This window comes from Roseinatronobacter monicus (assembly GCF_006716865.1).
Taxonomy (GTDB): Bacteria; Pseudomonadota; Alphaproteobacteria; order Rhodobacterales; family Rhodobacteraceae; genus Roseinatronobacter; species Roseinatronobacter monicus.
Window position 1 is genome coordinate 1,115,994 of record NZ_VFPT01000001.1, and the last position, 22,998, is coordinate 1,138,991.

Here is a 22,998-nt window from a genome sequence, read left to right on the forward strand (position 1 = left end):
AAGGGCGGCAACCATACCATCTTGGGTGAGATGGGCCAGTATCTTGCGGATGTTGTGGCCGCAGGCGCATAGGAGGGCAAAGATCGCATCGCCTGCCGTGCCCTTGAGGGGGCATCGCGTCAGTCGGCCGTCAGTTTTCATGTGCCCGATCTCGGCTTCGATGGCGCTGCGCCTTCGCAACAGTTTTGCCAGCATGGGCGTGATGCCTTTGCGCATGCCACTGATCAATACGCGGGTTCGCGTCACACCATGGCTGCGATAGCCACGATCCACCACGGCCAGTGAGGGGCGGATTGTTTGACGTCAAGTAGCGTGCTTCAGCGCCGCAAGGCATATCATATAATACCTTTTGAACGCCTCTATGAGCTCTCAGACCTTAACATTTCTTAGCATTTGCAGGGAACATCAGGCTGATTACAGCAGACGGGCCCGAAGAGCCCGCCCTTCCCGCATTTGCAAATCTTGTTCGCTTCGCTGATGTGGCTGCATGTAAAGAAATGTTGTATCTGAATCCTTAACAGCAGGATGATGAGTGGCAACGCCCGAAGCAACCGAGACTGCCTTTTGAAAAACAATCAAGAATTCAAAACGCTCAGAACCCGACGCAGAACATAGCTCTTCTCTTGGTCACCAGTGTTTCCAAAGAAAAATGGCATCGCGCGGGATCATTTATCGGCGGACTCTTCACTCTGCATTGACGCCCAAGCGAAATTGCCGATACCCTGTATTCATATTTTCAAACGGGGACCCCATGGCCACAAGGTTTTTCGGCCTGAAGCTAGCTTTCTGCGCAGCCATCGCGTCCATGTTCCAAGTTAGTGCGGTGTTCGCCGACAGTTCTGGTTCGGGCTTCTTCATCAACAGCTTCTGGGTGATGACCAACGACCACGTTGTCGAAGATTGCACACGGATTGAGGTTGTGGGGTTCGGCAAGGCGCAAGATGTGCTGCGCGATCCTGACAGTGACCTCGCTGTCGTCAGGCTGGAGCAGCCATTTCGTGGGCAAGTGCTGCCATTTCGTGCCAGAGCGCCGCGTCTAGCGGAAAATCTCCATGCGCTAGGCTATCCATTGTCTGATGTTCTGTCTGCCTCAGTGCGCGTCACCAGTGGCTCTGTGAGTGCCTTGAACGCTTTTGAACTCGATGATGGGCTGATCCAGATTTCAGTACCAATCCAACCCGGCAACTCTGGTGGGCCAGTCATTGATGATAGCGGCCACGTTGCCGGTGTTGCTGTTGGCATCTTGAATCGCAGTGCTCAGAACGTGAATTTCGCGATTTCAGGAGCTATTGCGCAAGACTTCCTAGACCGCCGCGCGATAGGCTATGAAGTCACAAATCAGATTTCCGATCAAGATAGTCTCCCAGACGTTATTGAGCGTGCGGCAACTGCGACTGTCCAGATCAAGTGCTTCGGATCTGAGCGACCGCCTGCTCCTGGGAGCGCAGCGCAAGGGGCTGGTGATCTCGTTATCTCGAGGGGGCGGGACGTAATCGGCTTTGATTACCGATTCTTGCGCGATATCACCTTGTCGGCCTGCCGTGGGGTCTGTGAAAATGACCGCCGGGGCCGCGCCTTCACATTTAACACCCGCCACAATGCATGTTTTCTTAAGGAGGATGGCGCCATACTCGTGACGAATGCTGATGCGATCAGCGGCTATGACCGCGTTCTCGCGGTGGGCATGACCGACACGGGATTCATCATTTCTGCAGACATGGATTCGCCTGGCGGAGACTACAAGCGCATCCGGCAAAGCAATTTCATCGGCTGCATCGCAGACTGTGCACTGGATTGGCAGTGCAAAGCCTTTGCCTATGTGCGCGACACAAAGGATTGCTGGTTGAAAGATCGAGTGGGCCGCGTCGAGCGCATGCCGGGGGTCGAGTTTGGTCTGAAGTGATCGCAAGCCAAAAGGCTTTCCCTTCTGTGCTGTTGCCCATTCCAGCTTGCGCCGCGTACCTCAAGCTGATCAATTGCAAGAAAAGCAAATTTCCGGGACATCAGCATGTATGACGGCGCATTCAATAAGATCGAGCGAGAGCTTCGCAACGAAGAGGGCGTGGCAAATGAGCTGGACTATGTTGAGCAAACATCATGGGTCTTGTTCCTCAAGTACCTGCATGATCTGGAATCCGAGCGCCGCGACCGCGCTGAACTTGATGGCAAGGACTACACCCCCATCATCACGGGCCGCTACACATGGGATCAATGGGCCGCGCCCAAGACCGATGGTAAGTTTGATCATAATCGCGCGCTGATCGGTGATGACCTGATCCGCTTCGTCAATGACAACCTTTTTCCCTATCTTGCCAGCTTCCGCGAAACCGCGACCAGCCCGCGCACGATCGAATACAAGATTGGCGAGGTCTTCAACGAACTGCGCAACAAATTCCGCTCGGGCTATATCCTGCGCGATGTGCTGGAAACCATTGATGAACTGGCCTTCAACACCCAAGACCAGCGCCATGAACTGTCCCAGCTTTATGAGTCCCGCATCCGGCGCATGGGCAATGCGGGCCGCAACGGGGGCGAATACTACACGCCTCGCCCGTTGATCCGTGCAATGATCAAGGTTATCGACCCGCAGATCGGCGAGAGCATCTATGACGGCGCCGTGGGGTCTGCGGGCTTCCTGTGCGAGGCTTATGACTACATGCGCCCGCGCGCCAGCAGCGCAACCGATTGGCAGACCCTGCAGACACGAACCTTCTTCGGGCAGGAGAAGAAGGGGCTGGCCTATATCATCGGCATCATGAACATGATCCTGCACGGGATCGAGACGCCGAACCTGATCCATTCCAACACGCTCAATGAAAACGTGATGGATATTCAGGAAAAAGACCGTCACGACATCATTCTTGCCAATCCCCCCTTCGGCGGAGGCGAGCGGCGCGAGGTGCAGCAGAACTTCCCCATCCGCACCGGCGAGACGGCTTACCTGTTCCTGCAACATTTCATTCGCAAGTTGCGCGCGGGCGGGCGTGCGGCTGTGGTGATCAAGAACACGTTTCTCAGCAACACCGACAATGCCAGCGTGGCCCTGCGCCGCGAATTGATGGAGGCGGCGGAATTGCACACGATCCTTGATTGCCCGCAAGGCACGTTTCAGGGCGCGGGGGTGAAAACCGTAGTGCTGTTCTTCACCAAGGGGACGGCGACGCGGGACATCTGGTATTACCAGCTTGATCCAGGGCGTAGCATGGGCAAGACCAATCCGCTCAATGATGATGATCTTGCGGAGTTTGTGGACCTGCAGCGCAGCCGGGCGCAAGGACTGAAAAGCTGGATCGTCAACCGCGCCGATCTGGACGATGCGACCTGCGATCTGTCGGTGAAGAACCCCAATGCGCCCGAGGCCGAGGCCCTGCGCAGCCCCGAGGCGATCATCGACGACATGCTGGCGCGGGATGCGGAGACGGCAAGCGTTCTGGAGAATATTCGGAGGATGCTGTGAGCAGGGATTGGCCGACAGTCGCGCTTCGTGATCTTTGCTCAATTGCGCGAGGTGGTTCGCCTCGACCTATCAAAAACTTCATCACCAACGATCCAGACGGAATTAACTGGATCAAGATTGGTGATACCCAGAAAGGCGGTAGATACATCGACAGCACTGCCGAGAAGATTACTCCGGCAGGAGTTTCGAGGTCGCGGTTTGTCGATTCTGGTTCATTCCTCTTGTCCAATTCCATGAGTTTCGGGCGGCCCTATATCCTTAGGGCAAGCGGTTGCATTCACGATGGCTGGCTTGTGTTGGAACCCGATTACAATAGAGTGGATCAGGATTTCCTCTATCATGTGCTTGGGTCGCGCACAGTATTTGATCAGTTCGATAGCCTTGCTGCTGGGTCGACAGTTCGAAACTTGAACATTGGCTTAGTTAAGGGGGTCGAAATCCCCCTCCCACCCCTCGAAGAACAGCGGCGGATTGTTGCGGTTCTGGACGAGGCGTTCGAAGGTCTGGGCCGCGCCCGCGCCCACACTGAAGCCAACCTTCAAAATGCGCGGGAATTGTTTGGTTCTGAACTTGTGAGCGTTTGCAAGACACATGCAGAGCAATATGGTACTATTCCACTTGCAGGACTTTCAGAAGAAATAACAGACGGCGATCATATGCCCCCGCCGAAAGCCCAAGAGGGCGTGCCCTTCGTCACAATAAAGAATATCAACAAGGAAACGCATGCCATAGACTTCTCCGACACATTCAAGGTCCCGGAAAGTTACTATCAGGAGCTTAAGGATAAGCGAAAACCTAAGGTAGGTGATGTGCTCTATACAGTGACGGGTTCTTTCGGAATACCAGTGATGGTTCAGCCCGATCAGCGCTTTTGTTTCCAGCGCCACATAGGCTTGATACGTCCTAAGCGAGATGTGTCACCAGAATGGTTGTACTTTGTGTTGGCATCGCCATTCGTTTTTGAACAGGCCGATGCGGGCGCTACAGGGACAGCGCAAAGAACAGTTTCGCTGAAGCTACTTAGGACAATGCTTGTTCCAGATGTTCCTCCTGAACTTCAAAGCGCAATAGCCAATCGTTTTAGAGGCATCCATTCTGAGGCTCGCCGTTTGGCGGTCAGCTACCAAGCAAAACTCCAAGACCTCGACGACCTGCGCCAATCACTCTTGCAGAAAGCCTTTGCGGGGAAATTGACCTGATCATGCCGCGCAAGAGCCAAAAGAAAGGGCGAAGTAAAGCGCGGCGCAGGGCGCAGCAAGATGAGTTTTCAACGCCGCTTTGGATGAAGATTGCACAAAACATCCTTCAAGCTCGGAAAAAGCTGCGAAATTTACTCGATAAGGCTGCAATGGGCAAAACACTGTCGGACACTGAAAAGAAGTCCGCAGCGAATCTTCGCAAGGAAATATTGGCGTTAAAGACGAAACTGACAGATATGGGAAAAGACCCAGATATTGCTGTCGGTATTGCCATGAAAAGTTTGGAAAACAGGACTAAGTCCAATGGCGGTAAATACCGACCATGCTACACGACTCCCTGCCGTTGGAGCCGTAATTTCGGTATTCGGGTCGGGATGATGCCCGCCAGATTGCCGCATGCCAACGCCTTTCGGAATACGTCGAAGCCGGTGCGAAACCAGGATTTGGCATAGTGCCCATGCTTTTTGCGCGCGGGGTGTTTCAATCCAAGCAGTTGAGCAGCGGCGCGGTTGATCAATGCGACCGAGACAGCCAGTATCCCGAAGAGGAGATGCAACCTATTCGGGCACCTCAGGTGCGTGTCTTCCAGGTTGAGGCCGCGCGTTTTGCAATCCGCAAACAAGCATTCTATGCTCCACCGCTTTTTGTATTTTCGCAGAATGTGGGACCCGCTTGCTTTCGTCGCTGAAGCAACGATGAGCAATTCCTGGCCCCCTTTGATCCGACGCGCGCCAAAATGCAGTTCCAGATCTCGGTGGCCATCGCGTCCGGGAAGCGTTGCGGTAAAGCCGCGCACGCCTTTGCATCTGCGCAAAAGCCATTTGAGAGCAAGCAGACGACCATCCTGCGTGCGCACGATCTGATCTTCCTTGAGCCGGATGGCAAAAGGAACCTTCGCATCCGCCAGAAATACCAACCATTCCTGGCCAATGAACTCCCGATCAGCCAAAAGCATGCGGACGCAAGAGACGTCGAACTGCTTCAGGTATCGCTTCACCAAGGCGATCCGCTGAGCCGTGTTGCTGTTGCCAGCATGGTCAAGAACCGTCCACATCAACGGCACCCGGTATCTGGCAGTCACCACAGCCAGGACCAGAACGTTGATGTCGGTTTTCCCCAATTTCCAGTTCGTGCGATCAAGGCAAAGATACCAGGATGGCGGCTTGCCAATCAGGGCAATGACAATCCCTGCCGCCCAGTCATTGGGCAGTGATACTTTTTGGAAAAAACGCTGCAGGCGTCGATACGTCGATGCAACTTTGGCGCGACCAGGCCATTCTGTCGCGATCAGTGTCAGATTGACCGTGCGCGCACTGATCATACCCAGAACGACGAGACACAAGGTGTCCAGCCGCGACTTGCCCAACGGCAGATGGGGCGATAAAAGCTTCGAGAGATCGGCGAGAGAGAGGCTGGTCATGGACAACTCCTTGCGAGGGAAGAGTCCCCGTTCAGAATCGATCTCGCCGGTCGATGCCAGCATAAAAAGTCAAACCATCACGCAGTGTCGTGTAGCATGAATACCGACAGAGCGGTGTCGGGGCCTACGGCTTGGGGAGCACTATCAAGGTCTGGCGATAGTTTATGCTGGCAGCTTGATGCACGCGCTTTGCTTGATATGGCAATGCAATTTCATTACCTTGACTTCAGACCACCGCAAGGATCGTCCCATCCCGCCTGATGATTTTGCGACATTGATGCGCCATGGCATAAATACCGTTGCGCGATTTGAAAAAGCCATTGAAAGCCCATGATATGACCCTTGCCAATGAAACCGAAGCCGATACCCGCGCAGACCGCATCGACCCCGCGCTGGCGCAGGCAGGCTGGGGCGCAGGGACTGTCCGGCGAGAGGTAATCTGCCCCGGTCGTATCCAGTCCGGTGGCACGCGGGGCAAGGGGCTGACAGCTGATTATGTGCTGATCCACAAGGGCCAGAAGCTGGGCGTGATCGAGGCCAAGCGCGCGGGTCTGTCACACCGTGAAGGAGTGGCGCAAGCTAAGGACTACGCCCAACGCCTTGGCACCCGCTTTGCCTATGCAACGAACGGTCTGGCTTGGTATCAGATCGACATGGTAACAGGGAACGAGGGCGTGATGACCCTGCCTTTCCCTACACCAGAGGCACTGTGGAACGCGAGCTTTGTCGAACAGAACGCATGGCGAGAACGGTTTGGCGCTGTTCCCTTCGAGATTGATAGCGGCAAATGGGAGCCACGCTATTACCAGCACAACGCCATCACCGCAGCGCTTGAAGCTGTGGCCAAGGGCAACCGTCGTATCCTTCTGACACTGGCCACCGGCACCGGCAAGACCTCGATCGCGTTTCAGACCGCGTGGAAGCTGTTTCAGGCCAAGTGGAACCTGACGGGCGAGCCTGTGCGCCGTCCGCGCATCCTGTTTCTGGCAGACCGCAACATTCTGGCCGATCAGGCCTATAATTCGTTCAGTGCTTTTCCGTCTGATGCTATTACCCGCATTGATCCGGCCACGATACGCAAGAATGGCGGCAAGGTGCCCAAGAATGCCAGCTTGTTCTTCACGATATTCCAGACGTTTATGACCGGCGAAGGTGAACCAATCTTTCGGCAATACCCTTCTGATTTCTTCGATTTCATCATCATCGATGAGTGCCATCGCGGCGGGGCCAAGGATGAAAGCGAATGGCGCAGGCTGCTGGAGTATTTCGAACCCGCCTATCAGCTTGGCCTGACCGCCACGCCAAGGCGCAAGCACAACGCCGACACCTACGCCTATTTCGGCGAGCCGGTCTATACCTATGCCCTGCGCGACGGGATCGAAGATGGATTCCTGACCCCGTTCAAGGTACGCCAGATGGCCAGCACGATTGATGAATACGTCTTTGATGGAACTGACAAGCTTATTGAGGGTGAGGTGGAAGAGGGTGAGAGCTTCACCGAATCTGATTTCAACACCCGCATCATCATTGATGAACGTGAATTGAGCCGCGTCCGCGAGTTCATGGGCCAGATTGACCAGAGGCACAAGACACTGGTGTTCTGCGCCACACAGGATCATGCCGCCCTGGTGCGTGATCTGATCAATCAGGTGAAGGACAGCACGCATCCGGCCTACTGCGTGCGTGTGACGGCAGATGACGGTTCCATTGGCGATCAGCATCTGCGTGACTTTCAGGATAACGAAAAAACCATCCCGACGATCCTGACCACATCACAAAAGCTTTCCACCGGCGTCGATGCCCTCAACGTGCGCAACATTGTGTTGATGCGCCCGATCCGCTCAATGATCGAGTTCAAGCAGATCATCGGACGCGGCACGCGGGTATACGAGGGGAAGGATTTCTTCACGATCTGGGATTTCGTGAAAGCGCATGAAAACTTTAACGACCCCGAATGGGATGGCGAACCGATTGATCCTGTTCCGCCACGTACAGGGCCGGGTGAGCCGCCAGATAAGCCTGAACCACCTGATGATGATACTGACAGTGGCGGCGAGGATGATGAGCCGAAGCAGAAGATCCGCATCAAGCTAGACGATGGCAAGATCAGGTCCATCCGCTACCTCGCGACCACGACCTACTGGAGCCCGGAAGGCAAGCCGATTTCAGCAAAAGAGTTTATGGAAAGGCTGTTTGGTGATCTTTCGGGGCTCATTGCCGATGAGGATCAGTTGCGTCAGGTCTGGAGTGACCCTGATAGTCGCGCAAAGTTCCTGCAACAACTCGCAGACCGCGGCTATGATGATGATCGCCTTGAAGATATCAGGGGCCTTGTTGATGCCGTCGACAGCGATCTGTTCGATGTTCTTGCATATGTGCTTTTTACCTTAGAACCCAAAACCCGCCATGACCGTGCTGATGCAGTCCGGCAAGGCAAACAGTCGGATGCTCAGGAAGACCTAAAGGCGCTGCTGATCACGATCCTCAACGCATATGAAGCACACGGGGAGAAAGAGCTGGCGACTGACAAGCTAGGCCAATTCTTGACTGCAAGGTTTGGAAGCGTTGGCGAGGCCAAGGCGCGGTTGGGAGACTTACCTCAGATCAAGGCTGCGTTTCACAAGATGCAGGCGCAGTTGTATTCATCATGACGCCACGCAGCTTCAATAACCAGCTTGCAGGGCAGATCGGCGAGAGCCTTGTCGTGGCCGAGCTTGGGCGACGGGGCCTTGTGGCAACTGCATTTGCGGGCAATGTGCCCGATATTGACCTTTTAGCCTATCGCAATGGGCGCACAATCGCGTTGCAGGTGAAATCTGTGCGCACGGGTTCGGTCAGCTTTGACGCCAAGCGCTTTATGACAATAGAGTTCGAGGGCGATAGACAGATAATTACGGAGACTGCACCCGGGCTAGATGCTTCATTGATTTTCGTGTTTGTCAGCATTGGACAGCGCAGTGGTGAAGACGGCTTTTTCATCCTTGATCAAGGCACATTGCAAGGCATCGTTTGTGCAAATCATGCAGCATGGCTGGCCAAGCATGGCGGGATTCGCCCCAAAAACCCACAGTCGACTCATACGGCTGTTTCTTTCGCCCAATTGGATAAATTCCGCGACAACTGGTCCTTGATCGAAACTCGACTTTCAGAAGAACGCTGAACGCTTTGGATGCCATCAGGCTTTGCCATAAGTGCTTTCGCCCAAGCGTTTTTTTGATGTGGGGCCTTATGTGGGGCATGATGCCTGGAGGCAGATTTTTTATAATGAAATCAATGGCGGGTGGCGGAGACGATGGGATTCGAACCCACGAGACCCTTTCGGGCCTACTCCCTTAGCAGGGGAGCGCCTTCGACCACTCGGCCACATCTCCGTCGCCCCGTTTAAAGATGTCATCTCTGCCCCGCAAGCGGAAAATTGGGCTGTGACCAGATCGGTTTGCCGCCGCGCAGGAGCGCGGGCTGTCAGGTTTGCGTCTCTGTGAGTGTCGCGGCATATTCGCGCAAAAGTCTTGCGCATGCTTGTACCTTTGGGCTGCGGTGCAGATCAACATGGGTCACAAGCCACAATGTCGTGCCCCAATCTGCACGTGCAGGCATCACCTGTTGCAACCCCTCTGCCTGCCCCTGAACCACGGCCAGAAACCCCATGCCAAGGCCTGCCTTGATCGCTGCAAGGCGGGTGGCATGATCATTGCTGTTCAGCACCACATTCCCACCATGCTTGGTCAGCCAATGATCATACGGGGCACGGCTGTCCTTGTCGCTGGAGGCAATGAAATCATGGCTTATGAGCGCATCATCGGTGGCCGCAACGCCTTTGCGCTCAACATACTCTGCGCTGGCATACAGTGCCACGGACAGCTCCCCCAGTGATTGCACGACATTGTCTGGCTCTTGCGGTTTGCCCCCGGCGCGAATGGCGACATGCGCCTCTCCATACTCAAGGCGCAGAACGCGCGCTTCCGTTCGCAGGCAGGGTTTGAGTGTCGGATACTGGCGCATCATTTCGGCGATTGCTGGCAACAATAGAGTGCTCATCTCCGGGATCGTGGTGACGATCATTTGGCCGGATATGCCTTCTTGCATGTCTTGCAGCCGCGCAGCCAGTTGTTCGAATTGCTTTTCGGTTTCGGCGGCGGTTTCGAACAGCGCATGTCCGGCTTCGGTCGGGGTATAGCCTTTGGCGTGGCGCTGGAACAATTTGACGCTGACGCGATCTTCCAGCGCATCAATATGGCGGATCACTGTAGCATGATGGACGCGCAGACTGGCTGCGGCACCGCTGACAGTTCCGGCGCGTGCCACATGCAAAGCCGTGCGCAACTCGTCCCAAGGCTCTAGCCCCATGACATTTCCTTTCTGTTGCTCGACGGGCAAGGCCCAGATTGCCTCATGCCGTCAGCTTTGTATATTCTGCATCCAATGTGGCGATGTCGCAGGGGGCAGGGGGCTGGCGCGCCTGCAATGCCGATTGCGCGCGTGCAAGGGCAGGGCCTTCCAGCAGGGGGCATACCTCTGCCAGTTCGGCCATCTCGCGCATATTACCGTTGCAATGCAGCACAAGATCACAGCCTGCCGCAAGTGCCCGCTGGGCGCGCTGCGCAATCGTTCCGTCAAGGGCGTGCATCGAAATGTCATCAGTCATCAGCAATCCCTGAAATCCGATATCCTCGCGGATCAGGCGTATCATCTTGGGCGACAAGGTTGCCGGAGAGTTGGGGTCGATCTGAGAGAACAGAAGATGTGCTGTCATCCCCAAGGGCAGATCGGCCAGCGCATGAAAGGCGGCAAAATCGCTGCGGGCCAGTTCGGCGTACCCCTCGGAAATGACCGGCAGGTCCAGATGACTGTCAGCCTGCGCGCGTCCATGGCCCGGAATATGCTTGAGCACAGGCAAAACCCCGCCCGCCATTAGACCCTGCGCCAAGGCGCGTGCATGGGCTACAACCTCGGCCAGCGCGGTCCCGTAGCAGCGGTTGCGCAATATGGGGTGCGTGTTCTCAGTGGCGATATCGGCGAGAGGGGCGCAGTTCACATCTATCCCGCAGGCGCGCAGTTCAGATGCGATTAGCCTGCCGCGCAGATACATGGCGCGCACAGGGTCGCGAGCCGTGCTGCATTGCTCCAGGGCGGGGGGCCAGTCGCGCCAGTGGGGCGGGCGCATACGTTGGACGCGCCCGCCTTCCTGATCTATCAGAATGGGCAGGTCACGCCCCACAGCGTCGCGTATCTCGGCGGTCAGGGCTGTCAGTTGGTCAGGTGTCTGGATGTTGCGGGCAAACAGAATGCCGCCCCACGGTTGCGCCTGCGCAAAAAAAGCGCGCTCGGCGCGGTCCAGCCGCAGGCCCGCGCAGCCGAAAATGACAGCGCGGGACGGAGGCTGACTCATCGAATGAGGACCGGAATACAGTCGATCTGCTGATCGACCAGCGCCGCGCAGAAACGCCGTGCATCGCGTTCGTCATTAAATCCATGGGCGCGCAGGCGGTAGAACACCGACCCACCGCTTTGGGCCGCCTCGATCACGCGGCCCCGTTCTTCCAGCAAAGGCGAGAACCGGCGCGCAAGCTGGTCCCATGCAGCACGTGCACTGTCGGCGTCATCATAGGCGCCAAGCTGCACCAGTCGTGTTCCCGGCCCAAGCGAGGAAGGGTCCACATCGATATCGCGCACAGAGCCCATACCCGCAGCAACCGTTTGCGCAACCGAGGCGGCCAGATCATCTGACCCATAGCTGGCGTTCGTGGCCGCAGGCGCCGAACTTGCAGTGGCCCGCGCACCAGAGATTGTATCCGCATTGCGACTTGGCGGGCGCGGCGAGGTTGCGACCGCGCGACGGGTTTCCGACACGAACCCAAGCGGCTCTGAAGTTGTTTCGGGTTCATTCAAGGCTTGCTGCAAAGCCACCGCGATGGGCTGTGTCTCGTCAGTCTCGAAGCTTAGGCTGGGTGCGTCGGGGGCGCCTTGTGCAGGCACGACATCGTCATGTGACAGGTCGGACGAGGGCGGGGCGAGCAGGATTTCACTTCTTTGGGTGGCATCCTGCGCGGCGGACAGGTCGTTGACGGAAAGACCCTGATGCGCAGTTTGCCGCCCGCCGGGGTTGTCGGGTGCAACGCGCAGCGGCCCATCAAGGGCGCGCACAACCGGCACGCCGGCCACATCGCGCTGCATCAACTGCCAGACCCAAGCCACGGACCCGATCATCAACGCCAGCGACAGGACCGCGCCAAAGCCATGAAGTGCGGATCGGGTCTGGATGCTGCGGGGGCGGGGCGCATGTTTTGCGTGGCCGCCATATTGGGGGCTTTGTCCATAAAACTGCGGCTGCGCCGGACCGCGCAGGTTTGGGTCGGTGGCGTAATGCGGCGCATATTCCGGAGGGGGCGCGTAATAGGGCCCTGAGGAATGCGGGGCCTGACCATAGGGTGCGGTTGCATAGCCGTGCTGCTGCGGCGCAGATGCGCCATAGACAGGTGGGCCGAACCCATGTGCGCCTGTTTCATGGGGTGTCTGACGTGGGTGTGCCCGCACCCCCCAAGCTGAAAATTCCCTGCTCTCTTTCATGCCAACCTCGCTCACGCCCCGGCGCCATATGGCACCCGGACACGGATTTTAGACGTCTTGGCAAGCTGTCTGCTCGACATTGCCATCTTTTGTGCCGCGTTTTCACGGCTTCTTATAACTTCAGATAAGGCCGCGCAGCGCGCAGCCGTAAAACATCGTCACCAAAAGGGTGCGTCTTTAGCGCATTTCCTCGACCGGCGTGACACCCAAGATAGCAAGACCGGCAGAAATCGCAACGCCTGTGGCACGTGCAAGCGCAAGTTTTGCAGAAGTTGTTGCCATATCGTCCTCCTGCACAAAACGCAGGCTTGGCACATCATTGCCCTTGTTCCACAAGCCGTGGAATTCCGCTGCAAGTTCAGACAGATAGGCCGCGATGCGATGTGGCTCTTGGGTGCGGGCGGCCAGTTCCACAATGCGGGGCCATTCGGCCAGTTTGCGCATCATTGCAAGCTCGGCGTCATGGTCAAGCCGCGTTATGTCAGCCTGTGCAAGGGCCGCGTCGGTTGTCTGCGCCCCTGCCTCTGCGGCTTTGCGCAGCACGGAACACACCCGCGCATGGGCATATTGGACATAGAACACCGGATTATCCTTGGATTGTTCCAGCACCTTGTCGAAGTCGAAATCGAGTGTGGCATCATTCTTGCGTGTCAGCATGACAAAGCGGGTCACATCCGCGCCCACCATTTCAACCACATCGCGCAGCGTCACAAAGGTGCCCGCGCGTTTCGACATTTTGAACGGCTCGCCATTTTTATACAGCTTCACCAGTTGGATCAGCTTGATATCCAACGGCACGCGCCCGTTTGACAACGCCGAGACGGCCGCCTTCATCCGTTTGACATAGCCGCCGTGATCGGCACCAAAAATGTCGATCAGTATGTCAAAGTCGCGCGATATCTTGTTGTAATGATACGCAATATCGGGCGCGAAATAGGTCCATGCCCCATCTGACTTTTTGATCGGGCGGTCCACATCATCGCCATGCGCGGTCGAGCGGAACAGCGTTTGCTCGCGCGGTTCCCAATCTTCGGGGGTCTTGCCTTTAGGGGGCTCTAGCACGCCCTCATAGATCAGCCCTTGCGCCTCCAGCCGGTTGATGGCGGTTTCAATCTCGCCAGTGCCATACAGCGCTTTCTCAGAGGCATAGACATCCATCCGCACCCCGAGAGAGGCCAGATCCTCGCGGATCATGATCATCATGCGGTCAGTGGAGAAATTGCGCACGGTTTCCAGCCAGACGGATTCTGGCTGGTCCAGAAACTGCGTACCAAACTCTGCCTTCAGCGCTTCGCCGACTTCGATCAGGTATTCGCCGGGGTACAGACCTTCGGCAATTTCGGGCGACAGGCCATGCGCCTCGCGGTAGCGCTCATAGGCCGAGCGCGCCAGAACATCGACCTGCGCACCGCCGTCATTGATGTAATATTCGCGCGTGACGTCATACCCTGCAAAGGCAAACAGGTTTGACAGCGCGTCGCCCACCACGGCCCCGCGTGTGTGGCCCACATGCATGGGGCCCGTCGGGTTGGCCGAGACAAACTCGACATTCACCCGCAGGTTCTGCCCCATATCCGAGCGTCCGAAATCTGTGCCCTGCGCCAGCGCAGTGGCGATGATCCCCTGCCAGACGGACGGGGCCAGACGCAGGTTCAGAAAGCCGGGGCCAGCCACTTCGGCGGCGGCAATGCGCGGGTCTTCCAACAGGCGGGCGGCAAGCGCTTCAGCAATCTCGCGCGGTTTCAGCCCGGCGGGTTTGGCCAGCACCATCGCGGCATTTGTCGCCATGTCGCCATGTGCAGCGTCGCGCGGCGGCTCTACCGCGACATTGGCGAAATCAAGCCCTTCGGGCAGTGCTTCATCGCTCACCATTGCGTCAAGGCAGGTAATGACAAGCGTGCGAATATCGGAAAACAGGTTCATCGCGTCCGTCCTCTTTGTTGTCTTTGCCCTACGCCGCGTCTGCCTGCGCGTCAATGGGGGCGCAGGGGTTGCGGCGCAGGGTATGCACTGTATGTTATCGCTATCATGGACAGGGGAGGCCAGAATATGCGGTGGGGAATTTTAGGCGCTGCGAAAATCGCAAGGACGGAACTTGCGCCAGCAATACAATTGGCACGTGGGGCGGAACTGGTGGCGATTGCCACGCGCGACGCGGCCCGCGCGGCCCCGTTTCAGGCGCTTGTGCCCGGTCTGCGCGTTCATGACAGCTATCAGGGCTTGCTGGACGATCCACAGGTGGATGCAGTTTACATTCCGCTGCCCAACCATCTGCATGTCGAATGGTCGATCAAGGCCGCACAAGCAGGCAAGCATGTATTGTGCGAGAAACCCATCGCATTGCAGGCCGCGCAAATTGATGCGCTGATTGAAACACGCGCTAAGACGGGCAAGCTGATCGCCGAGGCCTTTATGGTGGCCCACCACCCGCAATGGGCGCTGGCACGCACCCTTCTGGCGGATGGCGCGATTGGCAAGCTGGAGCATATTGAGGGCTGCTTTACCTATACCAACCGCGATCTTGGCAATATCCGCCACAGCGCCGAGATGGGCGGGGGCGGGCTGCGCGATGTGGGTGTCTATCCGTGCATCATCGCCCGTATGGTCACAGGGGCAGAGCCGGAACGCCTGCAAGCCGATATTCGCTGGCAGAATGGTGTCGATATTTTCGCCCGCGTCTGGGCTGATTTTCCCAATTTCACCATGTCTTTCTATTGCGGCATGATGCAGGCGCGCCGTCAGGAAATGGTGTTTCACGGACAAGATGGTTGGATCAACTTGTCCGCGCCCTTCAATGGTCCGGTTTATGGCGACACCAGTGTCGAGTGGCGGTCAGACGGCGCGACCAGCATCGAGCGGTTCAACAATGTGAATCAATACGCGCTGATGATCGAAGCCTTTGGCGACAGCGCACGCGATGGAACGCCTTTTGCCTGCCCGCTGGAAATGTCGCAGGGCAATCAGGCCATGATTGATGCCATCTTTGAGAGCGCGCGCTAAATCAGCGCGCGACGCTGCGTTGGTTCTGTGCCCCGCGCACCACGATGTTGCGCACACCCGCGAGGCGGGCGTTCGTCACTTTGACCCCGGCTGTCACTGTGCGCGACGCATCGGTCGAGACGCCGGTCTGCGTGCGCGGTGCTGCAACCACAAATTCATAGGTTAATGTGCCGTCAACGGGGCGCTCGTTATTTGTGGGGCGCAGTTCTACATCCCACCAACCCTGTGTCTGTGTGATGCCGCTTGCGCGCACCAACGCGCCGCCAGTTGTCTGTATAACTTCCAGCTCTGTGACAACGGGTACCAATGCGCGGCGATCAGCCTCGCCCCCCCATCCGCCGCGTGGGGCAAGGGTTTCGGTGCTCTCGCGGCCAAACCAGTTCATCGGGTTCAAACGAGAGTCCCGCACAGTCCCACAGGCCCCAATCGCGAGCACCATGGCCAAGGCGGCAAGAACGGGCTTGTGCATTCTGGGTCCTCTCGGGTTGTCTGAACAGAATTCTGTATTCGGGTTAGCGTAATCTGGCGGCTTTGAAAAGTGCCCAGAGACATAACCGTACACACGCAATCAGAAATAAGGGCGCACGCGCGGCCAAAGCCAAGCGCAATGCAGCGACTTCGTGGTCAGGCATAGGTGTTGGAATGGCCAGATTGCGGGCCAGAGCTTGGGGGGACGAAAGTGTCGCTATGGGCTGGACCTTTGCGCGCAGGCGGCTTAGCTCTACGCCCGACAGCAGAGAGGCGTTCATCATGGCCACCGAAGCTTTTGAAGACATCGCAGAGACGTTTGATTTTTTTGATGACTGGGAAGATCGCTACCGCCATGTCATCGAACTTGGCCGCGCGATGCCACCTATGGAAGAGGCGCTGAAAACGCCGCACACCAAGGTAGAGGGATGCGCAAGTCAGGTCTGGATTCAGCCCGTCCTGAAAGGCGAAGGCGCGAGCGCCGAATTTGATTTCAAGGGCGACAGCGACGCCATGATCGTACGCGGTCTGATTGCGGTGCTGCATGCGCTGTATTCGGGCTTAAGTGTCGCACAGGTGACACAGGTTGATGCGTTGGCGGAACTGGGGCGGCTGGGGCTGGACGAGCATCTTTCATCCCAGCGCTCGAACGGGTTGCGCGCCATGATAATGCGGATTCAAGCTGTCGCTTCCGAAGCAGCCAGCCGATGAGTGATCCCGTTTTGCTGCTGCAAATGGCCGGTCTGTTGGCACTGATCGGCGCTTTTGCAGGGGTTCTGGCAGGTCTTTTGGGGGTTGGGGGCGGCATTGTTCTGGTGCCTGCGTTCTTCTATGCCTTTACCGCACTGGGCTATGCCGGGCCGCAACTGATGCAGATTTGCCTTGCGACGTCGCTGGCGACCATTCTGGTCACTTCGGCCCGCTCGGTGCAAAGCCATCATCGCAAAGGTGCGGTAGATTGGCAAATTCTGCGCGGCTGGGCGTTGGGGATCGGGGTCGGGGCCATTCTTGGTGTGGTTATGGCCTCGGTGCTGCGCTCGGTGGTGCTGCAAGGTATTTTCGGGATATTGGGCGTTGTCATCGGGCTGTATCTGGCCTTCGGGCGGCCCGAATGGCGGTTGGGGTCTGTCATGCCGACAGGGCCTGTGCGTGCGGTCCAATCCACTGGCATCGGGTTTCTGTCGGTGCTTATGGGCATCGGGGGCGGGTCTTTTGCCGTGCCGTTAATGTCGCTTTACGGTGTTGCCATTCATCGCGCGGTCGCGACCGCTGCCGGGTTCGGGATATTGATTGCGGTTCCATCCGTGTTCGGCTTCCTGCTGCTTCCGGTCGATCATGCGCCGCCCTACACGGTCGGGGCCATTAATCTGCCAAGCTTTGGGATTGTCATTGCAATGACTTTGCTGACCGCGCCCTTGGGCGCAAGGCTGGCCCATGCCACCGACCCCAAGCCGCTGAAGCGGTTTTTCGCCCTGTTCATCACGATCATGGCCCTGAACATGCTGCGCAAGGCGTTGGGCTGGTAGCGCAAGCCCTTCTGAGTTGCGAGATACTTGCGCCTTGGCGGGCTTTGCGGCATGTCAGGCAAAAGTTTCATGGTTGGAGGGCAAGATGAGCCGCGCATTCGTTTTTCCGGGACAAGGGGCACAGACCATCGGGATGGGGCGCGCACTTGCGCAGACATACCCGGCGGCGAAAGCTGTGTTTGACGAAGTTGACGACGCGCTTGGCGAAAAGCTGTCAGACCTGATCTGGAACGGCGAGATCAGTGACCTGACCCTGACCGCGAATGCGCAGCCTGCATTGATGGCGACGTCACTCGCTGCCATGCGCGCGCTAGAGGCAGAAGGCGTGGTGCTGACAGATGCAGCCTTTGTCGCGGGGCATTCGCTGGGCGAGTATTCGGCATTGGCTGCGGCAGGATCACTGGGCATTGCCGATGCGGCACGCCTGTTGCGCATTCGCGGGCGCGCCATGCAAGAGGCGGTGCCTGTGGGCAAGGGGGCGATGGCCGCAATTCTGGGGCTGGATTTTGACGCTGTATCCGACGTCGCTGCCGAAGCCGCGCAGGGCGGGGTGTGTCAGGCAGCCAATGACAATGACCCCGCACAGGTTGTTGTGTCGGGCGACAAGGCTGCTGTTGAACGCGCGGTCGAGATTGCCAAGGTACGCGGTGCCAAACGCGCAATTTTGTTGCCTGTCTCGGCTCCGTTCCATTGCGCGCTGATGCAGCCTGCGGCAGATCGTATGGCGGCAGCACTGGCCGAGGTGACGTTGAACGCGCCGCGCGTGCCGCTGGTCGCCAATGTGCGCGCCGAAGCTGTCAGCGACCCCGAGGCCATTCGCGCCCTTCTGGTCGAACAGGTGACAGGCTCTGTGCGGTGGCGCGAGTCGGTGATCTGGATGGCCGAACAGGGTGTGACCGAGTTCTGGGAAATCGGGGCAGGCAAGGCCCTGTCAGGCATGATCAAACGCAGCGCCAAAGGGTCCGAGACCTGCAATTTCGGCACCCCTGAAGACGTTGCCGCACTGAACGGATAAACGCCCCGCTGATTACCACGCCTGAGGGTCGCCCAAGGGCTTGGCCCGTGTCCAAGCCCTTGGGCGGATCAATCAGGGAATGATGCGTGTGTATTTCACGCCAGCAAGGGATGCGCCCGCAAGTATACCCGACTGGCCGAAGACCACGGCGATGACGGGTGCAAATTGCGTAGTGGTTTCGCTGCCCATCGAGCCGCCTTGCGTCGGGGTGGCATAGCGCAGGTCGGCACTTGCGGCCCAACCGGGCGAGTAGCGGAAATCTGACAAGGCCTGCTCGGTCATGAAAAACAACGCATGTGCATATTGCTGCGCACCGGCCTGCAAACCGAAACTGGCGCGTGTCGCCGAGTAGTAGTCCACAGTTGCATCATTGATCCGCAGCGCACCGCGCCCATAAGCCCCGCCCACAAATAACCCGGCTTCGGTCACGACGGGGATATACAGAATCCCGCGTGCATTCTGAAACAGGTCTTCCAGATTGGGAAAATTGTTGCGCAGGTAATCGCGTGCGGAATCAACACGTGCGTCAAGGTCTGCTGCGCCTTGACTGCCGATAGGGTTTGCACAGGCTGCCAAGGTCGCGACCCCTGCCAGACCTGACAGCGTAAAGGCGCGTCGGTTAAGAATTGTCATGCTCTGCCTCATTGTTTTGGGCGCTTTTCCGCGCATTTTTTATTACTTTTACCGCGTAAATTGCTTCGTGTCACCTTCTCAGGTGAAACTAGGCAAAATTGGGCGTCGTTTTGCCTGTTTAACTTTGCCCGCGCAGCGCTTCTGCGACTCGCGGCGCGAAATAGGTCAGCACCCCGTCACAGCCCGCGCGCTTGAAGGCCATCAAGCTTTCCAGCATCACTTTGTCACCATCAAGCCAGCCATTCTGCGCCGCTGCCATCAGCATCGCATACTCTCCCGACACCTGATAGGCGAAGGTGGGGCGTCCAAAGCGGTCTTTCACGGCGCGGCAGATGTCCAGATAGGGCATGCCGGGCTTGACCATGACCATGTCTGCCCCTTCGGACAGATCGCGCGCAACGCAAGCCAGCGCCTCGGCGGCATTGGCCGGGTTGATCTGGTAGGTTGCCTTGTCACCCACAAGGCGGCCCGACGCGCCGACGGCATCGCGGAACGGGCCGTAGAATGCACTGGCGAATTTCGCGGCATAGGACAGGATCGCTACATCGCGGTAGCCCTCTGATTCCAGTGCCAGCCGCAGGGCGCCAATGCGCCCGTCCATCATGTCCGACGGGCCAAGAATATCCGCCCCTGCCTGCGCCTGCGCAAGGCCCATCTTAACTAAAGCTGTAACCGTTTCATCATTAACGATCTCGCCATCCACCACAAACCCGTCATGCCCGTTGGCGTTATACGGGTCTAACGCGATGTCGGTCATGACCATCAGCTCTGGGAATTCCGCCTTGAGCGCGCGAATGGCGCGGTTGGTCAGGTTGTCAGGGTTCCACGCTTCGTCGCAAGTTTCCGTGCGAAGCGCCTGATCCGTATAGGGAAACAGACAGATCGCGGGAATGCCCAACCGATGCGCTTTCTCGGCGGCGGGCAGCAACTTGTCCAGTGACAGGCGGTTGACACCGGGCAGCGAGGTGATCGGCTCTTCCATCCCCTCGCCGTCGCGGATGAAGACGGGCCAGATCAGGTCACGCGTGCTCAGCCCGTTTTCCTGTACCATCTCGCGCAGGGCATTGGTCCGGCGCAGACGGCGCATGCGGGCTTCGGGGAAGGGGGCTGGGGTCATCTGACATGGCCTTTCTTGGGGTTTTGCACTTGGTGCCATGCGCAGGCGTTGAAGAAAAGCCCCGCAATTCAGATCAGGGCAGGATTTGCAGCCACACCCAGCCTGTCACCATCACCCCACCTGTACCAATCAGCACTGCCGAGGCCGCAACCCGCTTTGCACGCCCGTAAAGATTGGAAAACACATAAGCATTGACCCCCGGTGCCATCGCCGCTGTCACCACAGCCGAACGCATGGCCTCGGTGCTAAGTCCGAAGGCGTGCGCCAGACCGAAGGTTATCACCGGATGCACAACCAGCGACAGCGCCACAACAAAGCCGATGGTGCGCAGATCCCCTTCGGGACGGTAGAGATACAGCACCCCCCCAAGCCCGAACAAGGCTGCGGGCAGGGCGGCGCGCACCATCATATCCAAAGCCTGATCCACGACACCCGGCATGGGCAGACCTGTCAGATTGACGATGAACCCAAGGCCAATGGCAATCACCAGCGCATTGCGGAACATGGCCGAGAACACCCGCGCGGCACTGTCGCGCAGCCGCCCGCCCCGGTTGCGGATCAATTCCATCGTCGTGATCCCGATGGCATAACAAATCGGCGAATGAACCGCGATGATGGCATAGTTCGGGGCCAGTGAATCCGGCCCATATGCGCGTTCCGTGATCGGCAGGCCCAGCAGCACCGAGTTCGAGAACAGCGCGATAAAGCCGATGGCCACGCAATCTTCCCAGTCGCGCTTGAAGATCAGGCGTGCCCCCCAGAACCCCAAGGTGAAGCCAGCAATCGCGCCAGTGTAGAAGCTGACCAACAGCCGCCAGTTGAACTCTTGCCCCAGATCAAGCCGCGCAATGGCAACAAACAGCAGGCAGGGGATCGCAAAGGTCTGGGTAAACCAGACCACACCGTCAACTTGCGCGTCATTGATCAGGTTGCGCCAACGCGCGACATAGCCAAAGCCGATGACAAGAAACACAGGCAAAATGACATCTGCCAGCGCCTGCATGTTACAAATCCAGTGTCAGAACCATGCCATCAAAGGCAGGCGTGACATGGGCCGGGGTTTCAGCGGCAACTGTGGCATAATCCAGATCGACATGCATGTTTGTCAGCACGGCCTGTGCGGGCTTGGCCTGTGCGATCCAGTCCAATGCCATATCCAGATGCGCATGGGTCGGATGCGGCGTGCGGCGCAGCGCATCCACAATCCAGATATCAAGCCCCTCCAGCATGGGCCAGCTTTCCGGGTAAATTGTCACCACATCGGGTGTATAGGCCAGCCCTCCCACGCGGAATCCCAGCGCGTCGATCGTGCCATGATTCAGGCGCATCGGGTGCAGGACAAGTGGGCCACCAGCACCCTCAATCGTGATCGCGCCGTCAATCGTGTGCATATCCAGAATAGGCGGATAGGGCGAGCCTGCGGGCTGCGTGAACGCATATCCAAAGCGTGAATAAAGCGCATCCTGCGTGGCCCCATCTGCCCAGACGGCCAGCCGTTCGCGGGTGTTGAACACAATCTGGCGCAGATCGTCGATGCCATGCACATGATCGGCATGCGCATGGGTAAAAACCACCGCATCCAGCCGCCCGACACCGGCATCCAGCAGTTGCGCGCGCATATCAGGCGAGGTGTCGATCAGCACTTGCGTGCGCCCTGTGTCGGACACCCGCTCCAGCAGTAGCGAGCAGCGGCGGCGGGTGTTGCGCGGATTATCGGGGTCGCATGCGCCCCAATGCCCGCCCAGACGCGGCACCCCGCCTGAAGACCCACAGCCCAGAATTGTTGCGTGTAACTTGGCCATCAGGCAGCCTTCCAGAACAGGCGGTCAAAATTGGCCGAGGTCGCGGCAGCAAAGGTGGCCAGATCCAAGCCGAACAGATCCGCGCCCATTTGGGCCGTGTGGACGGTATAGGCTGGCTCATTGCGCTTGCCGCGATAGGGGGGCGGGGCCAGATAGGGGGCGTCGGTTTCCACAAGAATACGGTCCAGCGGCGCAGCGGCGAAAATCTCGCGCAAGGCACCGCTTTTGGGAAAGGCCGCGATGCCGGACATGGACAAATAAAAGCCCAACTCCAGCGCCGCTTGTGCCAGCGCCGCACTGGATGAGAAGCAATGCATCACGCAGGTATATACGCCCGCGCGGTATTCTTCCGTCAGGATGCGCGCCATGTCATCATCGGCGTCGCGCGCATGAATGATCAGCGGCAAGCCGGTCTGGCGCGCGGCCTCAATATGGCGGCGCAGGCTGTCTTGCTGTGCCTGCATGCTGTCAGCGGTGTAATGATAATCCAGCCCCGATTCGCCGATGCCCACCATTTTCGGATGTGCGGCAAGCGCCACCAATTGCTCGACTGTGACCATAGGCTCGCTTACCACGCTCATCGGGTGGGTGCCCGCAGCGAAGTAAACGCCCTCATAGGATTCCGCGATGGTTTGCACCTGCGGCAACGAGCGCAACTTGGTACAGATCGTGACCATGCGTGTCACGCCAGCGGCGCGCGCGCGCTCAATGACACTGTCAATCTCGTCTGCCAGTTGCGGGAAATCGAGATGGCAGTGGCTGTCAACGATCTGGGGCAGGGACATGAACTCTCC

The 22,998-nt window shown here is 58.1% G+C and carries 20 protein-coding genes, 1 tRNA gene and 1 pseudogene; 9 read left to right on the forward strand and 13 right to left on the reverse strand.

Annotated elements, in window-relative coordinates:
* Positions 1 to 27: 27 nt before the first annotated feature.
* Positions 28 to 288: pseudogene (locus BD293_RS05150) on the reverse strand (transposase); the annotation flags it as partial.
* Positions 289 to 649: 361 nt separating this feature from the next.
* Between BD293_RS05150 and BD293_RS05155 the strand changes: the two are divergent.
* The 3 genes from BD293_RS05155 to BD293_RS05165 all read left to right on the forward strand — a co-directional run bounded on the left by BD293_RS05155 (position 650) and on the right by BD293_RS05165 (position 4,656).
* Entirely contained in the window at positions 650 to 1,903 is a 1,254-nt protein-coding gene (locus tag BD293_RS05155; protein WP_142080157.1) for a trypsin-like peptidase domain-containing protein, read from the forward strand.
* A gap of 105 nt (positions 1,904 to 2,008) precedes the next feature.
* Entirely contained in the window at positions 2,009 to 3,457 is a 1,449-nt protein-coding gene (locus tag BD293_RS05160) for a class I SAM-dependent DNA methyltransferase (protein WP_142080158.1), read from the forward strand.
* The gene (locus tag BD293_RS05165; RefSeq protein ID WP_142080159.1) at positions 3,454 to 4,656 is read left to right on the forward strand and encodes a restriction endonuclease subunit S; all 1,203 of its coding nucleotides are present in this window, start codon (positions 3,454 to 3,456) and stop codon (positions 4,654 to 4,656) included. Before BD293_RS05160 ends, BD293_RS05165 begins: the two co-directional genes overlap by 4 nt.
* A gap of 325 nt (positions 4,657 to 4,981) precedes the next feature.
* Here BD293_RS05165 and BD293_RS05170 read toward each other — a convergent pair whose 3' ends face one another.
* The gene (locus BD293_RS05170; protein ID WP_170207064.1) at positions 4,982 to 6,076 is read right to left on the reverse strand and encodes an IS4 family transposase; all 1,095 of its coding nucleotides are present in this window, start codon (positions 6,074 to 6,076) and stop codon (positions 4,982 to 4,984) included.
* A 335-nt stretch (positions 6,077 to 6,411) separates the two neighbouring features.
* On the opposite strand from BD293_RS05170, the gene hsdR reads away from it, so the two are divergent.
* A complete protein-coding gene (gene hsdR / locus BD293_RS05175; protein WP_142080161.1) occupies positions 6,412 to 8,727 on the forward strand; it encodes an EcoAI/FtnUII family type I restriction enzme subunit R in 2,316 nt (771 codons plus the stop codon).
* Between the two features lie 53 nt (positions 8,728 to 8,780).
* Positions 8,781 to 9,236: a hypothetical protein gene (locus BD293_RS05180; protein WP_142080162.1), complete on the forward strand. Its 456-nt coding sequence runs from the start codon at positions 8,781 to 8,783 to the stop codon at positions 9,234 to 9,236.
* 121 nt (positions 9,237 to 9,357) lie between these two features.
* Here BD293_RS05180 and BD293_RS05185 read toward each other — a convergent pair.
* The 5 genes from BD293_RS05185 to argS form a co-directional block, all read right to left on the reverse strand.
* Positions 9,358 to 9,447: transfer RNA gene (locus tag BD293_RS05185), tRNA-Ser, on the reverse strand.
* Positions 9,448 to 9,538: 91 nt separating this feature from the next.
* Positions 9,539 to 10,423 (reverse strand): LysR family transcriptional regulator, encoded by an 885-nt coding sequence (locus tag BD293_RS05190; RefSeq protein WP_142080163.1) that lies wholly within the window; start codon positions 10,421 to 10,423, stop codon positions 9,539 to 9,541.
* A 43-nt stretch (positions 10,424 to 10,466) separates the two neighbouring features.
* Complete coding sequence (nagZ, locus tag BD293_RS05195) at positions 10,467 to 11,465, reverse strand: beta-N-acetylhexosaminidase (protein WP_142080164.1); 999 nt, start codon at positions 11,463 to 11,465, stop codon at positions 10,467 to 10,469.
* The gene (locus BD293_RS05200; protein ID WP_142080165.1) at positions 11,462 to 12,643 is read right to left on the reverse strand and encodes an SPOR domain-containing protein; all 1,182 of its coding nucleotides are present in this window, start codon (positions 12,641 to 12,643) and stop codon (positions 11,462 to 11,464) included. The genes nagZ and BD293_RS05200 overlap by 4 nt, the downstream gene beginning before the upstream one ends.
* A gap of 177 nt (positions 12,644 to 12,820) precedes the next feature.
* Positions 12,821 to 14,566: an arginine--tRNA ligase gene (argS, locus tag BD293_RS05205; RefSeq protein ID WP_142080166.1), complete on the reverse strand. Its 1,746-nt coding sequence runs from the start codon at positions 14,564 to 14,566 to the stop codon at positions 12,821 to 12,823.
* Between the two features lie 126 nt (positions 14,567 to 14,692).
* Here argS and BD293_RS05210 point away from each other — a divergent pair, with 126 nt between their 5' ends.
* Positions 14,693 to 15,643 carry a Gfo/Idh/MocA family protein gene (locus BD293_RS05210; RefSeq protein WP_246086221.1) on the forward strand — a complete coding sequence of 317 codons (951 nt, stop codon included), beginning with the start codon at positions 14,693 to 14,695 and terminating at the stop codon, positions 15,641 to 15,643.
* A gap of 1 nt (position 15,644) precedes the next feature.
* Here the strand turns inward: BD293_RS05210 and BD293_RS05215 are convergent, their stop codons facing one another.
* A complete protein-coding gene (locus tag BD293_RS05215; RefSeq protein ID WP_142080168.1) occupies positions 15,645 to 16,112 on the reverse strand; it encodes a hypothetical protein in 468 nt (155 codons plus the stop codon).
* A 281-nt stretch (positions 16,113 to 16,393) separates the two neighbouring features.
* On the opposite strand from BD293_RS05215, the gene BD293_RS05220 reads away from it, so the two are divergent.
* The 3 genes from BD293_RS05220 to fabD all read left to right on the forward strand — a co-directional run bounded on the left by BD293_RS05220 (position 16,394) and on the right by fabD (position 18,652).
* Positions 16,394 to 16,822 carry a SufE family protein gene (locus BD293_RS05220; protein ID WP_142084337.1) on the forward strand — a complete coding sequence of 143 codons (429 nt, stop codon included), beginning with the start codon at positions 16,394 to 16,396 and terminating at the stop codon, positions 16,820 to 16,822.
* Positions 16,819 to 17,637 (forward strand): sulfite exporter TauE/SafE family protein, encoded by an 819-nt coding sequence (locus tag BD293_RS05225; RefSeq protein ID WP_142080169.1) that lies wholly within the window; start codon positions 16,819 to 16,821, stop codon positions 17,635 to 17,637. The genes BD293_RS05220 and BD293_RS05225 overlap by 4 nt, the downstream gene beginning before the upstream one ends.
* Before the next feature lie 85 nt (positions 17,638 to 17,722).
* Positions 17,723 to 18,652, forward strand: coding sequence for an ACP S-malonyltransferase (fabD, locus tag BD293_RS05230; protein ID WP_142080170.1), 930 nt, complete (start codon positions 17,723 to 17,725; stop codon positions 18,650 to 18,652).
* 72 nt (positions 18,653 to 18,724) lie between these two features.
* On the opposite strand, the gene BD293_RS05235 is transcribed toward fabD, so the two are convergent.
* The 5 genes from BD293_RS05235 to BD293_RS05255 all read right to left on the reverse strand — a co-directional run bounded on the left by BD293_RS05235 (position 18,725) and on the right by BD293_RS05255 (position 22,989).
* Positions 18,725 to 19,285, reverse strand: a complete 561-nt coding sequence (locus BD293_RS05235) for a lipid-binding SYLF domain-containing protein (protein ID WP_142080171.1) — start codon at positions 19,283 to 19,285, stop codon at positions 18,725 to 18,727.
* A gap of 118 nt (positions 19,286 to 19,403) precedes the next feature.
* The gene (gene hemB, locus BD293_RS05240) at positions 19,404 to 20,402 is read right to left on the reverse strand and encodes a porphobilinogen synthase (RefSeq protein WP_142080172.1); all 999 of its coding nucleotides are present in this window, start codon (positions 20,400 to 20,402) and stop codon (positions 19,404 to 19,406) included.
* 73 nt (positions 20,403 to 20,475) lie between these two features.
* Positions 20,476 to 21,405, reverse strand: coding sequence for an AEC family transporter (locus tag BD293_RS05245; protein WP_142080173.1), 930 nt, complete (start codon positions 21,403 to 21,405; stop codon positions 20,476 to 20,478).
* Between the two features lies 1 nt (position 21,406).
* A complete protein-coding gene (locus BD293_RS05250) occupies positions 21,407 to 22,204 on the reverse strand; it encodes an MBL fold metallo-hydrolase (RefSeq protein ID WP_142080174.1) in 798 nt (265 codons plus the stop codon).
* Positions 22,204 to 22,989, reverse strand: coding sequence for a TatD family hydrolase (locus tag BD293_RS05255; protein WP_142080175.1), 786 nt, complete (start codon positions 22,987 to 22,989; stop codon positions 22,204 to 22,206). The genes BD293_RS05250 and BD293_RS05255 overlap by 1 nt, the downstream gene beginning before the upstream one ends.
* Positions 22,990 to 22,998: the final 9 nt, after the last annotated feature.